At 47.6% G+C, this 17858-nt stretch carries 16 protein-coding genes; 7 read left to right on the top strand and 9 right to left on the bottom strand.

All coding sequences use genetic code 11. The features are described 5' to 3' along the window. Positions 1-325 precede the first annotated feature (325 nt). The 3 genes from imuA to ACXX82_RS01725 all read left to right on the top strand — a co-directional run bounded on the left by imuA (position 326) and on the right by ACXX82_RS01725 (position 6154). Positions 326-1204: a translesion DNA synthesis-associated protein ImuA gene (gene imuA / locus ACXX82_RS01715; protein WP_458562264.1), complete on the top strand. Its 879-nt coding sequence runs from the start codon at positions 326-328 to the stop codon at positions 1202-1204. A 50-nt stretch (positions 1205-1254) separates the two neighbouring features. Continuing rightward, entirely contained in the window at positions 1255-2730 is a 1476-nt protein-coding gene (locus tag ACXX82_RS01720) for a Y-family DNA polymerase (RefSeq protein WP_322239441.1), read from the top strand. 205 nt (positions 2731-2935) lie between these two features. After that, complete coding sequence (locus tag ACXX82_RS01725; RefSeq protein WP_458562265.1) at positions 2936-6154, top strand: error-prone DNA polymerase; 3219 nt, start codon at positions 2936-2938, stop codon at positions 6152-6154. A 345-nt stretch (positions 6155-6499) separates the two neighbouring features. On the opposite strand, the gene ACXX82_RS01730 is transcribed toward ACXX82_RS01725, so the two are convergent. Continuing rightward, positions 6500-6748 (bottom strand): DUF3297 family protein, encoded by a 249-nt coding sequence (locus ACXX82_RS01730; RefSeq protein ID WP_322239445.1) that lies wholly within the window; start codon positions 6746-6748, stop codon positions 6500-6502. A 217-nt stretch (positions 6749-6965) separates the two neighbouring features. On the opposite strand from ACXX82_RS01730, the gene ACXX82_RS01735 reads away from it, so the two are divergent. Together ACXX82_RS01735 and ACXX82_RS01740 are read left to right on the top strand one after the other, a co-directional pair. Beyond that, a complete protein-coding gene (locus ACXX82_RS01735) occupies positions 6966-7865 on the top strand; it encodes an endonuclease/exonuclease/phosphatase family protein (RefSeq protein ID WP_458562266.1) in 900 nt (299 codons plus the stop codon). Next, positions 7862-8917, top strand: a complete 1056-nt coding sequence (locus tag ACXX82_RS01740) for a hypothetical protein (protein ID WP_458562267.1) — start codon at positions 7862-7864, stop codon at positions 8915-8917. Before ACXX82_RS01735 ends, ACXX82_RS01740 begins: the two co-directional genes overlap by 4 nt. A gap of 222 nt (positions 8918-9139) precedes the next feature. Here the strand turns inward: ACXX82_RS01740 and ACXX82_RS01745 are convergent, their stop codons facing one another. From ACXX82_RS01745 to ACXX82_RS01765, 5 genes are all read right to left on the bottom strand, one after another. Next, entirely contained in the window at positions 9140-9460 is a 321-nt protein-coding gene (locus tag ACXX82_RS01745) for a hypothetical protein (RefSeq protein ID WP_322239451.1), read from the bottom strand. A 66-nt stretch (positions 9461-9526) separates the two neighbouring features. Further along, positions 9527-9739 (bottom strand): hypothetical protein, encoded by a 213-nt coding sequence (locus tag ACXX82_RS01750; protein ID WP_458562268.1) that lies wholly within the window; start codon positions 9737-9739, stop codon positions 9527-9529. A 54-nt stretch (positions 9740-9793) separates the two neighbouring features. Continuing rightward, the gene (locus tag ACXX82_RS01755) at positions 9794-10180 is read right to left on the bottom strand and encodes a hypothetical protein (RefSeq protein ID WP_322239455.1); all 387 of its coding nucleotides are present in this window, start codon (positions 10178-10180) and stop codon (positions 9794-9796) included. 597 nt (positions 10181-10777) lie between these two features. Then, a complete protein-coding gene (locus tag ACXX82_RS01760) occupies positions 10778-11761 on the bottom strand; it encodes an aldo/keto reductase (RefSeq protein ID WP_458562269.1) in 984 nt (327 codons plus the stop codon). A gap of 398 nt (positions 11762-12159) precedes the next feature. Next, positions 12160-12720 carry a gamma-glutamylcyclotransferase gene (locus tag ACXX82_RS01765; protein ID WP_458562270.1) on the bottom strand — a complete coding sequence of 187 codons (561 nt, stop codon included), beginning with the start codon at positions 12718-12720 and terminating at the stop codon, positions 12160-12162. Positions 12721-12995: 275 nt separating this feature from the next. Here ACXX82_RS01765 and ACXX82_RS01770 point away from each other — a divergent pair, with 275 nt between their 5' ends. Then, positions 12996-13883: a 1-aminocyclopropane-1-carboxylate deaminase/D-cysteine desulfhydrase gene (locus ACXX82_RS01770; protein WP_322239461.1), complete on the top strand. Its 888-nt coding sequence runs from the start codon at positions 12996-12998 to the stop codon at positions 13881-13883. Between the two features lie 101 nt (positions 13884-13984). Here ACXX82_RS01770 and ACXX82_RS01775 read toward each other — a convergent pair whose 3' ends face one another. Together ACXX82_RS01775 and ACXX82_RS01780 are read right to left on the bottom strand one after the other, a co-directional pair. After that, on the bottom strand, positions 13985-14878 hold the full coding sequence (locus ACXX82_RS01775; RefSeq protein ID WP_458562271.1) for an EamA family transporter: 894 nt from the start codon (positions 14876-14878) through the stop codon (positions 13985-13987). A gap of 292 nt (positions 14879-15170) precedes the next feature. Further along, a complete protein-coding gene (locus ACXX82_RS01780) occupies positions 15171-15473 on the bottom strand; it encodes an HU family DNA-binding protein (RefSeq protein ID WP_503421158.1) in 303 nt (100 codons plus the stop codon). 238 nt (positions 15474-15711) lie between these two features. Between ACXX82_RS01780 and ACXX82_RS01785 the strand changes: the two genes are divergently transcribed. Next, entirely contained in the window at positions 15712-16986 is a 1275-nt protein-coding gene (locus ACXX82_RS01785; protein WP_458562272.1) for a DUF2863 family protein, read from the top strand. 256 nt (positions 16987-17242) lie between these two features. Here the strand turns inward: ACXX82_RS01785 and ACXX82_RS01790 are convergent, their stop codons facing one another. Further along, positions 17243-17731 (bottom strand): hypothetical protein, encoded by a 489-nt coding sequence (locus ACXX82_RS01790; protein WP_322239467.1) that lies wholly within the window; start codon positions 17729-17731, stop codon positions 17243-17245. Positions 17732-17858: the final 127 nt, after the last annotated feature.

Consider the following 17858-nt stretch of genomic DNA (forward strand, 5'->3'; position numbering starts at 1 on the left):
TCAACCAAAGTACCGAAAACAATGCCAGAAATGAATCGAAGCGAACTTGTCGCAAAGCCAACTCACCTAGGTTCCGCAATATGCGGAAAGAATCACCCCGCTAACGCTATCGATCTACAGACAAAATAAAGCCAATATTTAGCAAAATTCAGCATTCAAAGTGGGCTCATAACAAAATTAGCTAATGAATTATTGAAGAGCCATTGAAAAAGTACTGTATATTTATACAGTACAATAGAAATTATCTTTTTCTCGTCTATTTAAATAATCTGTTAATTAAGTCAGTTAGCAAAAATGCTATCCGACTAAACAATTGAGCTAAATTATGTCCGCCACTCCACATATTATTGCGCCTCCTGCCGCTCGCTCCAGCAGCATATCCGTTGCTGCACAGTCGCTAGTTGAATCGCTCCCGCATGCGTTGTGGCGCGGCAATCAAATGTCATCTTATCGCGGCGCCGTCATGACATCTGGTCATGACGCTCTGGATCAAGAGCTCCCCAATCGCGGATGGCCCCATTCGGCATTAATAGAGCTTTTGTTGCAGCAAGCTGGAAGTGGTGAAATGCATTTATTGCAACCTGCCTTAACCATGCTCACGCAGGAGAATCGAAGGATCGTCCTTTTGCAACCTCCCCATTTACCCCAAATAGCAGCGTGGAGCGGCTGGGGTCTGCCCGCGCATCGATTGCTATGGATAAAGACCGCCGGAAGTGCCGATGCACTTTGGTCAGCTGAGCAGATTTTACGCAATGGTAGTTGTGGTGCTCTGGTGTTCTGGCAATCTCATATCCGTACCGATGCGCTACGACGCTTGCACCTTGCAGCACAAGCCAGCAACACCATGTTGTGGATGGTCCGACCTTTGAGCGCGGCCCATGAGTCGTCACCTGCGCCGTTAAGACTGTTGCTCCGCCCTGCACATAACGGTATCGAAGTACAACTACTCAAGCGTCGCGGACCGCAACATATTGAACCGCTTTACCTGACTTGGGCCAATAGCGAAGCATCGGATGCAGTGGAAGAAACATCAAATCCATTAATACATTCAGTCAGCACAAATATTACGGACACAAAAATACTCTCAAGAATCAACATTAAGACAACTCAGTCCATGAAGAAGAACCAAGGGCATAACCAGGAACTCGCACTAGAAACACAAATCCAGTCTGTGGAATTGCCAGCACCGCATAACCAATATTGACGCGAATTGACTCGAACTGACGCGTACAGCCACTTTTTAGGAGGCCAATAATGATGCCTTTGTGGATTGGTGTACATCTTCCTTTATTACCGCTTGAAACCTGCCGCCCGCGCTGGTCTGCACCAGGCATGATGGCGGTAATGGATCACGATCAGGTATTGACGATGACAACCGATGCTGCCGCCAGCGGTGTGCGCAGCGGAATGCGGCGCGGCGGCGTGCTGGCAATCGCTCCCCAAACTACCCTTTATGAACGGGATTTAGTCAAGGAGCAAAGTGCAATGGATGCGATAGCGCTGACATTGTTGCAATACACACCGGAAGTCACACATGCCGAAGAAGCCAGCTTACTGCTTAACATCAGCGCCAGCCTGAGCGCTTTCGGCGGTCGCTTAGTACTCTGTCGTCGTGTGCGTGCAAGCATTGATGCGCTCGGCTTTACCGCACAAATCAGCATGGCGCCAACCGCACAAGGAGCGTGGTGTTTAGCGCGTTATGTACCGCGTTCCGGTCTACCCAAACAACGTCGCAGCGTCCGAATGGATACCGCACTGCGCTACATCCAGGCATTACCATTTTCTGTATTGCCGGCAACACATCCTTATCAAGAGTGGCTGGAAGGAATCGGCTGTCGCACCATTGCTGATCTTCGCAGATTACCGCGCGCGGGATTGCTGCGACGTAGCGACAAACGGATACTGGAAACGCTCGATTGTGCGTATGGCGTCGCACCGGAAATGTTTGAATGGGTGCAAGCCCCGAAAGAATTCTCAGCCTATCTGGAATTGCCAGATCGGATAGAACATGCCGAATCGGTCTTGTTCGGCGCACGTCACTTAATCCAGCAAATGATCGGCTGGCTGGCGGCACAACAGTTGGCGATCTCTGGTTTTGTTCTTTCAATGGAACATGAACGCGGGCGTCAGGCAATTGCACCAAGCACTTTGGAAATAACACTCGCAGAACCGGCATGGCATGAAGCGCATTTGTTGCGCTTGCTAAAAGAGCGTCTTAGCCGTTATCAGCTAAGTGGTCCGATTATTGCCGTGCGACTGAGTGCAACCCAGGTAACCCCAATGTTGCCACCTACCGCATCACTCTTTCCTGAGCCCGGCGGCACCTCAGCTGACTATCATCGTTTGTTAGAACTCTTAACAGCACGACTCGGCGCAGAAAATGTCCTCGCGCCAGCTGCATTGGCAGATCATCGGCCAGAAGTGGCGAATGCCTGGCAAGCTGCCAGCAATACCCTTTTGCAGACGACCAATACGATCATTGCAAGCCAACGACCATTTTGGCTTTTACAACAACCACTCGCCCTGTTGGTGCGCGACCATCGACCATTTTATGGATCACCGTTAAGGTTGCTGTCGGGGCCGGAAAGAATTGAAGCCGGATGGTGGGACGAAGGACTTGCTGTACGCGATTACTTCATCGCAGAAGGCAGTGAAGCGGCGCGTTATTGGGTCTATCGCGAACGTGATGGAGAAGATATCAATTGGTATTTACACGGACTGTTTGCCTGAATCCTCTCGTCTTTAATTCAGTAATGAAAATCGTCAATAAATGATAATCCCACTTAAATAAGAGTATTGGCGTACTGCATACAAACCAAGAATCACCTTCAAAAATATCAAAAATACGCGTTAAATTTTGACTTATTTTTTACTAATTAAATGTAAAGACTTCCCGTAAAGCCGCGTTTTATCGTTTTTTTATCGTTTTTTTAAAATGAATACTCTGCCCCTAAAATCAACACTTCCGGACTATGCTGAACTGCACTGCGCCACCAACTTTAGCTTCCTGCGTGGTGCGTCGCATCCGGAAGAATTGGCTACCCGCGCTGCACAGTTAGGCTACCGCGCACTCGCCATTACCGATGAATGCTCTGTAGCTGGCGTTGTCCGCGCACATACCGAAGCCAAAATCCATAAGCTGCATCTGATTATCGGCAGCCGATTTCAGTTAGTCGACCAAGATGACAATCCGACTTTCTCAATCATCGTATTAGCCCAAAATCGCGAAGGCTACGGTAATTTATCAGAGCTCATAACATTAGCACGTACGCGGGCTACCAAAGGATCATACCGCCTGAGCGCCGATGATCTGACTGAACTTGATGTCGCTCCCCACTCAGATGAATGCGAGAATCCGTACGCACATCTGCGCACTCTGCCTGATTGCCTGATCATACTGTTGGCTAGTCATGGCATGAGTGCTGCCGCCCTCGCCAAACAGGCAAAGTGGCTGAAAAAAAACTTTTCACAGCGGGCCTGGATCGGTTTAACGTTGCTCCATCGTGCCGATGACGATCAACATCGTGGCATCGTCGAAATGGTGGCAAGCAAGATGTCTATTCCAATAGTTGCGACCGGCGATGTCTGCATGCATGTGCGCTCGCGCAAGCCGTTGCAGGATACGCTGACCGCTATCCGTTTGGGTAAGCCGATTGCAGCGTGCGGATATGATCTGGCACCAAATGCCGAACAGCATCTGCGGACGCGATTGCGTCTGACTAACCTCTACTCACCTGCGGCATTAGCAGAAACCATCAACATCGCCGATTTGTGTCATTTTTCACTCGATGAACTACGTTACGAATATCCGGATGAGTTAGTACCTGCGGGTCAGACGCCCACCACTTATCTGCGACAGGAAACCTATATCGGCGCGCACCAATTGTTTCCGGAAGGTATTCCCCTTAAGGTCCAAAAACAAGTTGAGCAAGAACTCGACCTGATCAATGACCTCGGTTATGCGTCGTACTTTTTAACCGTCTATGACATCGTTCGCTTTGCGCGCAGTCAGGACATACTATGTCAGGGACGCGGTTCGGCTGCGAATTCTGCAGTATGTTATTGCCTCGGCATTACCGCAGTGGACCCAGCGCGCAGTACGCTTTTATTTGAACGCTTTATTAGCAAGGAACGCAACGAACCACCGGATATCGACGTCGATTTTGAGCATCAGCGGCGCGAAGAAGTTATCCAATATATCTATAATAAATACGGACGGCTGCGTGCTGCATTGACGGCAGTAGTGATCAGCTATCGTCCGCGCAGTGTATTGCGCGATGTCGGCAAAGCGCTTGGTGTTGATCTCGGCGTAGTCGATCAGGTTGCCAAATCGCATCGGTGGTGGGATGACAAGCACAATCTGGATCAGCGTTTTCTGGAGTGCGGGGTCGATCCCCAATCAGCGCTGGCCCAGCAGTGGTCAACGATATCCCATACGTTATTGGGATTTCCCCGCCATCTGTCTCAGCATCCCGGTGGCTTTGTGATTTCACGCGGCAAGTTATCACGTTTGGTGCCGATCGAAAACGCAACGATGAAAGATCGTAGTGTTGTCCAATGGGATAAAGACGATCTGGATGCCTTGGGAATACTGAAAGTTGACATACTGGCGCTAGGCATGCTGACGATGCTACGGCGTGCCTTGGCGATGGTGGCGCAACAACGCGGTGAAGCATTTGAACTGCGCAATATTCCTGCCGAAGATACAGCAACCTACGACATGATTTGCAACGCCGATACAGTTGGTGTGTTCCAAATTGAAAGTCGTGCTCAGATGAGCATGCTGCCGCGTTTGCGACCAAGAAAATTTTACGATCTGGTCATCGAGGTGGCAATCGTAAGACCCGGACCGATTCAGGGCGGCATGGTCCATCCTTATCTTCGACGAAAACAAGGACTAGAAAAAGATACCCTTCCTAATGACGAATTAAAAGCGGCATTAGGCCGCACGTTAGGCATACCTATTTTTCAGGAACAGGTCATGCAAATCGCTATCATCGCCGCAGGATTTACGCCCGGTGAAGCAGATGGCCTGCGCCGCGCGATGGCAGCGTGGAAACGGAAAGGCGGACTAGATAAATACCGTGAAAAATTGATTGCCGGTATGACGGCAAATAATAAGTATGAGAGATCATATGCCGAAGCAATCTACAGCCAGATTCAAGGATTTGGCGAATATGGCTTTCCAGAAAGTCATGCGGCCAGTTTTGCTTTGCTGGCCTATGCCAGCGCATGGTTGAAATGTCATGAACCGGAGGCTTTTCTGTGCGCGCTATTGAATAGTCAGCCAATGGGATTTTATTCGCCATCGCAACTAACGCAGGATGCCCGCCGCCATGGCGTTGAAGTGTTGCCGGTTGATGTCACCATCAGCAATTGGGAGGCAACTCTGGAAACCTGTTCTCAATCAAAAGCAACTCAATTAAATACAGCGCAGCCAAGGGCAAGACAAGCAGTAAGATTAGGACTAAATATGGTGCGCGGCTTAAGCGCCGATAGCGTGATGGCGATCGAAGCGGCCCGTGCAATCAGAGCCTTTAGCGACATTCATGACATGGCCTTACGCGCGCATTTAAAGCGCGATCAGTTACAAGCATTGGCGGCAGCCAACGCACTGATCGCCCTATCTGGCAACCGTCGACAGGCGTTGTGGCAAGCATTAATCAGCGCACCCGATAAAGACTTGTTAAAAATCGCTAAAGTAGAAGAGCCGTCGCTATTGCTAAACGCACCCAGTGAAGCAGAAAGTCTGGTCAACGATTACCGCACGCTAGGACTGACACTTGGTCGCCATCCTCTCGCATTTTTGCGCAAACAATTAAGCGCAAAACGGTTCGTTCCAGCCGATGTACTCAACACCTTTGCCAATGATCAACTGGCCCGTGGCTGCGGCATCGTCACTGTTCGGCAACGTCCCGGCACAGCAAAAGGCACCATGTTTGTCACCATCGAAGACGAGACCGGTTCAATCAATGTCATTGTCTGGCCTGGATTAGTCGACAAACAGCGCAAAGAATTGCTCAGCGCCACCCTTCTCGGCGTCTATGGCATTTGGCAATCCAAGGACAACGTCAGACATCTGGTCGCTAAACGACTGGTGGATTTATCTGCATTACTTGGGCAATTACAGACTAGCAGCCGAGATTTTTGTTAAACGCATTTACCGCAAGATTATTTACTTGTAGCAGAGCAAATCGACCCCGCCAATCAGTGTACGATTTTATCGCGCCTTAACACTTCTCGAACTTCTGACTTCGACCGAGATTGTATGAAAACGCAAAAGCAGGAAATTTTCGTGGGTAGAGTGATCATTGCCGATATCGTGACGATCACGTAGCGACCGTTTTATGGTGCCGATTGTTATGTGCACCGAATTTTTCTGCGTTTTCACACAGCCTCGGCCAAAAGCGGACGTGTAATCGCTATCGAAAAAAAAGTGAGCGCACACGCCCTTGCAGGCTATCAAAGAAGTAAAGAAATGCGAATCAAAGAACAGCACCTACCGATAGAAAGATTCGACCGTGCCTTTCACTTTAGTCATTAAGGGGTTGCCCTTCCGATCTAGCGCCTTTCCGGCCGGGACTTTAATCCATCCCTCGCTGATACAATATTCCTCAACATCGAAGCGTTCTTTATCGTTAAGTTTAATACCAACATCATGTTCAAATATGGCCGCATTATGGAAAGGGCTACGAGGATCGACTGAGAGCCGATCAGGAAGTGGGGGGCGGTTTTGGGTATCGTTCATAGATTCAATTATCAACTATAAGATTAACCAAAACAAATTTTTTTCGTGGTTTCGCTAAATCACTTGCTTGAATCTGCCGCCAATTGCGGTCATTTACACAGCGCCAGCTGAACGGCCCCTTCAGACTGATAGCGGACGCTATATGGAGGAAGCTAGCTAGAGTGTACAATCTTCCATGTGTTTCAAGGATATTTGTTCCCCCTCAAACTAAACAATAATGAAAATTTCATGTGCTTGGTGGAATACAAGCCTCGCCCCAACAAAGGCGAGCGACAGAGCAACAGACGAGTCCAAACGTATCGCATTACAAGTCATCAGCGAATTACTAGTTACTAGAGGATTTCACATATTGGGATTGTGTGAATTGTCTGAAGCAGAAATCGACTGGTTGAAAGACCATTGTTCTAGACTCGGATTTGAGGTGGTAAGTGGAGTAGAAAAATTGAATCGTGTAACGTATGACACGTGTTTAATATACGACTCCAAAACCCTTCAGTATCGAGCAAACAAGAATATACATGCCATGAGTGGGCAAAGCACACAAAAAATAGCGCAGCGTGTGGAGTTCACAATTCTAAAGGACCAAACACTTCTAAATGTGTTTGTTTCTCATTGGCCCAGCGTAATGAGGATGAACAAATCTAATGTAGAGAGAAATAGATATGGCGACCATTTAAAGAGTGCTGTGGATGAAGTTTGGGAAGTAGACCCTTTAGCAAAAATCATACTGATGGGCGATTATAACGATGAGCCGTTTGATACTCCACTAGCCTTTAACCTAAAGGCAACTAGAGATAGGCATTTGGCTTCCGCTAAGCCAGGTAGTTTATATAACCCGTTTTGGAATCGTATCGGGAGCGATCGCGACTATTCTCGAGGCTCCGATAATGTCGGATTTTGTGGCACCTATTTCTACGCCAAGGACAAGCTCGATAGATGGCGAACCTTTGATCAAATCATTGTTTCTTCAGGATTGCTCGGCCAATCGCAATGGCACCTAGACGAAAGTGCAGTCGAAGTGATAAATCTGCCTTCGTATACTGAGCAAGTGATGGATAAGAAGACAAAATTTGACCACTTTCCGGTTGCGATCACAATTGAATGGAAAGCGTTATGAACGAATTTTTAGTTGCAATTCGAACTGGCATGGATGCGGCACAAGTTGCTCAACAAGAGCACGCTGAAATTAAGGGTGTTTTACGACGGCTGGAGGAGTCCCTCGAATCTGCTACGTCCGGCACTGTCACGATCAAAATTATCAAAAGAGCACTGAATTCGGATAATGAGTTATTGCAGACTTTTGCATTTTTCTTCGCAAAGGAAAAGTATTCAGCTATTGTATTAAAGGGACTGAAACACTCACCATCCAAGATTATAGAGATTGCGCGGTGGAGACAGGACTCTTTAGGTTACCCATGCAAAATTACTGTTGGGATGGATGAATATGTTTGTACGGACGCTGAATCCTTGACGTCGGTGCTTACGAAAATTATTGTCACTTCTACCGTTGGATTGGCAATTGCAGACATCGTAAAAGATCAAGCAAAATTAGCTAATGTGGGTTCAAAGACCCCAGCCGGTAGCACTCATACAAAAAATCAATTTAAATCCGTCGCAAATGAAGTGGTTGTAAGGTCAGCGCTAGGGAGAGTCATTGAGAAACCATTTGTTGGCAAGACGATCAGGGTGGTAGCAAAAAAGAAAACATCTGGCGTCCCGGCGAAACCGGCGCTGCGTACGACCGCCGGTAAAGTTACTGTTCGAGCCTCAGCTTCCAGTCCGAAAGTATCGGAAAAATCGTTGAAGCAATCGTCCCGCACGAATTCAACGGGCGCACTGAAGACGCCTCTATCAAGGCAATCTGCCCTAAATCAACGCGTTGTCGCTGCGAAACCAGCAGCGCGTACAACCGCCGGTAAAGTTACTGTCCGAGCCTCAGCTTCCAGTCCGAAAGTATCGGAAAAATCTGTGAAGAGATTGTCCCGCACGAATTTTACAGATGCGTTGTCGATGCATTTAGCAAACCAATCTGCGCTAAGCCAGCCCGCCGCAAAAAAGGCACGGCTAGTAAAACCGGCACCTAAGAAAAATGTCGATCGTAAGCCAATAGCGAAGAAGACTACAGGAGGTGCACGCCCATCGACAAACCCAAAATTAGTCGTGAAATGAGTGTAAGGCATTGAATGTAATTTTCAGCACTTCTCAATACTTCACCCTAGCAATGACTGCTAACGCTGCATAGCTGTCATTGCAATGAAAAATCTGTACGACTCTTATTGGTCGATAGCGCGGGCATTAAGGGCAATATTGCCAGGGGCGATAACAGTGAAATCTGCGCCATTTCTGAGCTGACACTTCCTGTCAGATCAAACCATGACTACTGCATTGCACTCAATCAGGGCCGGGATTGCGTTTAGGCGATAATGCCGCCGGATCAATGGCCGGTGTTGAAGACGGTTGTAAACTGCTACCACTTTCTACTTTGGATTCCACCATTTGCTCAATGCCGGCACCCGGATCTTCGGTTCCATCCGCCTGCACCGCGACTTCATGCAAAATATGCTGCGAATTCAGCCTATCTTCCGTGGCGGAAGGTGAAGACTGATCCTTTTCTACGTGAGAGGTTGATCCAGAACTAGAAGTCTGGGTCGGTACTTTCTGAGCTAAGAATTTTTTATCTTCCTGCTTAAATTTCTCTTTGCTGGTATCCATTTCTGCTCCCAACTGTCTAAGAATTTAATCGCGCCCAAGTCCTATTGTAGACTCCGTATTCCAGACTTAAGGCTCAATCGACCATCCGGCATAGACATCACGCCTATCGTCTTCGTACTGCCACTTTACACCGCATTCCTCGCAGACGTAATGGGTCATGATGACTGCGGGCTGCCCCATATTGCGCACTTTCACCGGTTCACCAATTTGCGTCAACTTGGGATGGCCCACGCCTTTACGTTTTCTCAACTCTATTGCATTGCATGCTTCACACGACATACTGACTCCTTTTATTCGGACAACTCCAAAAAAATATCACCACGCTTCATTCGTCTAGCCAGCGTTGGAGTCGATGTCAGCCAGGCTTTCACGCCCACGTAATGTTATCTCAAAGCCATCGCCGGATTCGTTAGCGACGATATGCCCTTTTCTACCGAGAAAAACTTCTACGTCAGCTTCAAGCGGCGCGAGCGGGTCGGTCGAAATAGCCCGAAGTCCTTCAATGCAACTTTTAACGAATAGCGTTTGCTCGCCCTTTTCTGTTAGGGCCAGTTGCCCATTCTTCCCATAGGCAATATATTTCAAACCCGATAGGCGCTTAGCATTACGCGCTACGCAAGCCGTCTCTGGCCCACGGTTCCGTGTCCGCGCGATCTGTGCCAAGGCGTCGTATTCATCTTTTGTTAAACTTGTTGGACCGTTACTATTATTGTTACTCATTACTATTCCTGTTAAATATTCTTCTGTTATTTTCCGCTTGCTGAAAACCTGCATCATTTTAACGCAGCGCAATTAAACAGTTGAGTTGTAAAACAAGCTTATTACATAGAAAACTCTTTGAAGACCGCTAATAACCCTATTAATCATGTTATTGCATACGCAAGGAAACACAATGCCAGCCGAGTGCACTCACCGACCAGTGCAAACGCACTACCGGCGCGTTCTTTAATAGCCTCAATTGAATGACAATAGAACATCATTCATCGAGGTTGACACGCGTCAAAATGATAAACAAGAAATCGCATGCAAACCCTTCAATGTACGGAAAAATGGCACCGATACCTGGTCAGGCTATGCTTAGTCCCAATAAATGATGCGACAAATAAGTTCGAAGTTGTGCATCCAGCAAGCTGAATAATTGTCGAATGTATATTGAACCGCCTTTAGCTGAGTGGTCTGTAAGTGGATTTGCAAAGGCGTGGACGGAACGGGATAGACGGTGTGTTTTCTTTTTAATTGGTCGGCCAACCCGTGGATTTGTGACAAACAAACTGGCGATATCATTACATTAGTTACGCATCATATCGCCAGCAAAAATCACCAGTAATGTTGAACGTGTGGTCGAACTCGCTCACGATAAAGAACATCTATTGCTTGCAGCAAGCTATCTGGTAGCGGCGGCAAATCGGCGGCGATCATATTTTCTGCAACCTGATCCGCGCGCTTGGCGCCCGCTAATACGCAGGTGACCGCCGGTGACATCAATATCCAGCGCAGCGCCAGTTGCGCCATCGACATACCAGTCGGTACCAAAGCGCGCAACGCTTCAACTGCTTCCAAACCGGTGGCATAATCCAGCCCTGAGAACGTCTCGCCACGATCAAAAGCAGCGCCTTGTCGATTAAATTGACGATGATCATCTGCTGCGAACGTACTGCTCGCATTGAACTTACCCGACAACATACCGGAAGATAACGGCAATCTGGCTAGCACACCTACTTGACGACGCGTGGCTTCTGCAAAAAAGAGCTCTTGCGGACGTTGACGGAAAATATTGTAAATGATCTGAACGCTCTGCACATCCTGATATTCAATGGCCTTTAATGCTTCTTCCACCCTTTCAACGCTAACACCGTAATGCTGCACCTTACCGGCTTTGACCAAGTCATCCAATACACCAAACACTTCCGGCATGTAATAAACATCGGTCGGCGGGCAATGCAATTGCAGCAGATCTAGTGCATCAGTGTCCAGATTTCGCAAACTGCGTTCAACAAAGGCAGTTAAATTTTCGCGGTTATAACCGCCAGCAACATGCGGATCTAACCGACGTCCGGCCTTCGTCGCAATATGAAATTTTTCGCTACGTTCTTTGCGCAATTGCGCCAATAACCGTTCACTGCGGCCGTCACCATACACATCTGCAGTATCGAAAAAATTCACGCCTTCATCTAATGCCTTGTGTAACGCCAGACGCGACTCTTCATCGCTCACAGTGCCCCACGTTCCACCAATTGCCCAGCTACCAAAACTAACCGTTGAGACTTTCCAGCCAGTCCGGCCAAGTACACGATATTCCATTGATTGTTCCACCTTGATGTTGACTACTCATTAGTTGTCGACCGTTGCCGAGACTGAATTGCCGACATTGAATGACACTCTGCAATACGTCACTCTGTTCACTATAAGGGCTTCAAGAAAATACATCCAATGATAACTTTGCTTTGGTTGATACCGGTTTTGACATCAACACACCGACACTGTGCTCATTGATACCAGAATCACTGCCGTCATCATGGCGCTGATTGCGCTGCAAGTACTTTAGAAGGTAGCTAAACGCTATACAGATCCCGCTGCGGCAGCTTCCCTTGCCCGCTCTGCGTCATAGACTTTCAGATGTGCGTAAGCAATCCGCAAAGGTGACGGACTTTGTCACATCTTACTTCGTGGCAGACCTGAGTTATCAGGTCTGCCTGATGTCACAATGCGATCAAATGGCGCTCAATTTCAAACACATGCACATCTTCTTTACCGAGCGCTCTGAGTGCTTCTGCCAGACCAACGAGATAGTCTTTATTGTCGCCGCTGGGACCAGCGGATGCGGCGATTTGTCGTGCAATCTCCAGCTCGGTCGCCGGTCCGAGGAAGGCCGAATTTTCTTCTGTCGCGATATAAACCAATCCCTGAGCGCTTGTGCCATCTTCAAATACCATCTCTGTGTAGAGACGCAGGTAACCGTTCTTTTCGCGAAAATCAAGCTGCTCTAAAATATCTGGCGTAATAAGATAGGCCATTCCTTCGCAAACTGCGTCAGTTTGCGGTATCAGCGTCACCACTCTGCCGGGCGCATCAAGCGTCCCGCGATGATCGTATGAGCCTTGCCAGAAGCGTCGGCTCCAATGTTTAATATATGCAGGCCGTCGTTCGACAAACGGAAAATCAACTTTGAATATCAACGATCCATAGCCGAATAACCAAACACTGGAATGTGCATTAAAACGATCCATCAATTTATTAATAGCCGTTGTATCAGCAGGCATGGCCAAACCTTTTAGCGCTTATTAGTAATCGTGTTAATAACCAACTACGGGGATTCAGAAACATGAAATTAGTTATCTATTAATTAAAACCTAATATTACAGAAATCTTTCTATGCTTGCTTGTCAAAATTAGCTGAAAGGTTGAAAAAACATAATCTGATCGTAGACACTTTAAAGCCACACAAACGCATTTGACAAGATTAGTCGGGATTGCCATTTCCCTAAAAAACATCTATAAACTCTTCACCCTTCTTTATTATGAATGCTCTGCCCTCATGCCTTTTTTTGCCCCGCCGTCACCGCTTCACGCCATCGCATTACCATCGTTGATTGGGCGGGCGGTATGGATTAAACGTGATGACTTATACCATCCAACAGTCTCCGGAAATAAATTTCGCAAGCTTAAATATCCACTCATCGCGCTTAAAGGCCGCAAAGTTACACTGACCACGATGGGTGGGCCTTGGTCGAATCATCTGCATGCACTTGCTCATGCGGGCGCTTTGTTTGGATGGCCAACGCGCGGATTGGTACGTGGAACCGAAGCAATGAATACAGCAACGTTAGATGACTGTCGACAACTCGGGATGGAAATTCAATTTGTGACACGCGAAGACTATCGCGCGCTGCGTGATATAACGGATGAATGGCGACGCTACCTATCCGAAACAAACGATGACGTCTGGTTTCCAGAAGGCGGTAGCTCGGCCGCCGCACTAAAGGGCGTAGCGGAACTAGTCAACGAACTTCCCTTTATTCCAGAAGTCATGATGGTGGCTTGCGGCACTGGTGCTACGATGGCAGGATTATTAGCAGGCATGCAGGGCAGAGGACGTGTAATCGGCATTGCCGTACTCAAAAATGCAGGCTATCTCCATAAAGAAATTGCATTATTACTGCAACAAGCTGGTTATCCATCCTACACAAATTATGAGCTTATCACCGATGCGCATCATGGCGGCTATGGAAAAGCACCGCCAGAATTACGACAATTTTGTCGCGATTTTTCGCAGGAAACTGGTATTCCTATAGAGCCGGTCTACACTGGAAAGCTTTTTTTTGCTTTGCGAAATATGGTCCACGCTAATGCATTTAGAGATGACGAACGCATTGTCGCTGTGCATACAGGAGGACTACAGGGAGCACGTGGATTTGCCGACTGACAGATCGCTTCGTATCGCCTTGGGCGTTACTTCTATAATGCTAAACCGAGACTTGCATTAGACGATCCGACGAATGTTGTAGGTTATACATTACTCAGATTTCACTTTCGCGTTCTGCCTATCGCGCCCGTAATGCCCATTGAGCTCACAATAATGCACAACACCGCAATTCCCTGCGATGACGTCAATCCTTCTTTTAAAAACAGATAGCCGGAAATCGCGCCCAAGGCAGGTTCAAGGCTCATTAGCATACTAAAAGTTTTGGACGGCAATCTTGTTAGCGCGATCATCTCAAGGCTGTAAGGCAGAGTCGACGAAAACAACGCTACCAGCAACGCAGTCGGCAAGATCGATAATGAGAACAAGTCAGTTCCCGCATGATAAAAGCCAATAGGAAATATAAAAATGGTCGCCACCAACGCACCTAATGGGACACTCATGCGGCCATTCGCATCACCCGCCTTTTTACCCGCGATGATATAAACAGCCCAGCAGGCGCCAGCAAACAACGCAAATAAGATGCCCGTCGTGTCTAGCGCCCCTGACAATTGTCCGATCGGCAATAACAGATACAACCCAAAGACGGCCAATCCTAGCCAGATCAGATCAGCAGGACGGCGCGAATAAAATATGGCAACGGCTAAAGGCCCAGTGAATTCGATGGCGACTGCTGGCCCCAACGGTATTGTTTTCAACGCCATGTAAAACGCGAGATTCATACAACCTAACGCGGTGCCATACATAATGATAGGACGCCAGGCGATCTGCGTTAACGGGGTTCGCCAAGGGCGAAAAATGGCACATAAAAAAATGGCTGAGAATCCGATGCGTAAAGCCGTCACACCTTCGGCCCCAATACCAGCGAATAAGCTTTTAGCCAGCGCAGCGCCGCCTTGCAGCGATGACATCGCGACTAGCAAGCAGACTATCGAAAGCGCTTTGCCTTGGCCCTTCGCCACCGACTGGACTACGGGTGCTTCAGAAGAATGCTGCATGAATAGTCTTTTTTGAGTCACTACAAAAGAAATAACCAGCACATAACCAGTAAATACCAAGTAAATAATAACCGGCATCCGCTTAGATCACTTTGATGCATTTAAGAAATAGGGAAGATAGTATCCTTGATTTGCCGTTAACTCACCAGTCGACCAGCTATTCGAACCAAAGAGTAAACAGTCTTGATCGTAGCCCAACTGATCGATGCAACATGGAACGTTAACAAGCTCAGAAGAAAAAAAATGGCGAACGTTGGTTCGCCATTTTTTTAAATCAGCCCAACAGAAAAATTTATTTTTTCTTTTTTGCACCGTTAACAGCGTCTTTAAATGCTTTACCTGCGGTGAATTTGACCGTCGTTGCTGCTTTAATTTTGATCGCTTCGCCTGTACGTGGATTGCGTCCGGTGCGAGCAGCACGCTTACCACTGCCGAATGTACCGAATCCAATTAATTGTACGGAGTCGCCCTTTTTTACCGCTTTAATGACGTTAGCAATCAAAGAATCGACAGCACGTTTAGCGGCTGCTTTTGATAGTTCACAATCTGCAGCAATACCTTCAATCAATTCATTTTTATTCATTTGGTGACTCACTCTATAGGTTGATAGAAAGAAAATTCTAGCACTGCATTGCCTAAAAGAAAATGAAACGTCGGTTATCAGGGCAAAATAGATGAAAATACACCCTATTTAACATAAATGCACACCCTCAACGCCTGTTCCTCTCCTGAAATTGCCGTGTTAGGGGATAATTACGTCTACATTCCTGCATGCGCAACGACCTCTTTATTGTTACGCCAACAGATTCTTGTATTCACTTAATCAAACAATCATGCCAAAAAACAAGCGCCCAATACCCCGAAAATCCGCCCCTTCCGACGAAGAAATTCAGGATGCTTTAGTTCAGCAACTGTGCGATCTGTCTATCGGTCTGGCCGAGCAGGAAATCGGCGCAAGCAACGAAAATAACGAATCGGATGGTTCAAATGGACCATCAAACGATACCTTAAAAGAACAAGAGCGCGAAGTATACAAGATCATTAAAAAAAGTCTGCATCAAAAGAAAGACGACGTCTTATACGAATCGCTAGACCGCTTAAAACACGCAGACACGGCCGTCTACCAATTGCTAAAAGAGCGCATTGAAGAGGCTGCAGAAGTAGTCTTAACGCGCCGTGATGAAGGTATTACAGTTGAAATCAATGCATTTTTAATCCCGATGTTCGTACGCACGATCGGTGGCCTAGAGTGCGCGCAGTCATTTCAAAATCAGGATGCCTTCGATTTGCTGACCAAAAGTTTGCAAAAGGCGCAATTGGAAAGTCAGGACGCCACGGTCGTTCTGGTTAGCTACGCCTATCATTTGGATGAAATCGACAGCATCACTTTTAGCCACATCAACGCCATGGTGCGCGAAGCGCTGGCATCGATGACCGACAAAAAAGCGGCTGCGACACCCGCTATTGAGAGTAGCTTTGGCGGTTGGCCTGACAGCGATTTCGGGCCGGATGATATCGCGGTCGAACTGCGCTTTTTGCTTGGCTTTACGTTAAAGACTGCTGATGACGCGTTTTATCACGTCCCGGATGAGGACGCTGCCGTTGACGCTTATTTTGAAGCGCGTGAGAAGCGTTTCCAAAGTTGGACAGAGCAAGCCGCACCGCTCGTCAAGCAATGCCTTATCACCGATGACCGCGAAGTCGATGTTAATTTTCTCTATCAGGATCTATTTCATGGCGGCAAAGAACGCGGTATCGCCGAATACTTTATGCTGCAAATGATGTCGGAATTAAATCACGGTCTGGAACAGCAAGGTGTCAGTGCAGAAAATACTACCGCCATTATCGGACCGGCGGAAGTTCGCGGCGACGTGGTTTTGCGCGTGAATTTATATAACGAATCCGATGGGGCGTTGATCGCATCGTCAGAAAAACCTTCCGCGGTTACCCGTGAACTAGATATTGAAATCGAAGATACCTACGATGCACTGACGACAATCGGCGTCAGATCGTTGTCGATTGCGATGAAATTTGATGTTTACGGACAAGCTATAGACGTTGAGGCTTATGTAGAAGGGGAAGCCGAAGCTGAAAAGAAGGCTACATAGGCCGATAAAACGCAAACGCGAGTACGCACTAAAAAACTAGCGCGTTGTTCGTATTTGTCTGGTATTCATCTCGTATTTATGGCGTCTCGGTGTTTCTGCGACCACATCTCGGCTAGCCTTTAGTGACGAGAGCAGTTTTAATTCGAGAAGAACCAAGCGCACGCTCAGCAATGCTGGTGCGCTTGACGGCAGCCTTTTAAACCGCCCATCTCCTCAAGTCAACTCAGATAACTATCAACTCCATCATGCAAGATCATTACTGACTGCCGCTCGGCATCGCACCAGAGGGTGGAATGATTATCACAGGGGGGCCTACCTCGGTCGTCACACTCTCTCTTAAAATCCCACCAGACTGAGAACTTCCTCCGACAACGCCACCCGGCTGCATACGCTGAACACAATCCGAACGATCTTTTTCAGGCAATGCATCGCAACGGCTCAATCTATTTTTCTCGAGTTGCGCTTGCGGATCGGTCAACTGACCTTTTTTTGCTGCCTGAAGTGCCGCGCCAGCTTCACGCAGGCAAGTAGGCCGGTCTTCATTGGATGTACCGTTCATACAGGCGGTGCGTTGCCTTTGATAAGCGGCATTCGCATTCGATTGATTGCTATCTGCGGCTTGTACGGAAGTACCAAAAAGCATCGCCAGTAATGCAGCAAGGGCCAAAAATGAGGCACGAAAATGTTTGAACTTGCTTTGTGATGATGTATTTGATGTCTGGATCAGGTATCGAGGGGAAAGCATAAAAACCTCCTTTTAATAGCGGCCAATAGATATCTGGCCGCTGAAGACGAATTATGTTGCGAATATCGATGATGCCAGTGTTGGACTTCTTAAGATGTAATAAATTGTCTCAAACCAATTAAAGCCA

Source organism: Glaciimonas sp. GNP009, from assembly GCF_054343755.1.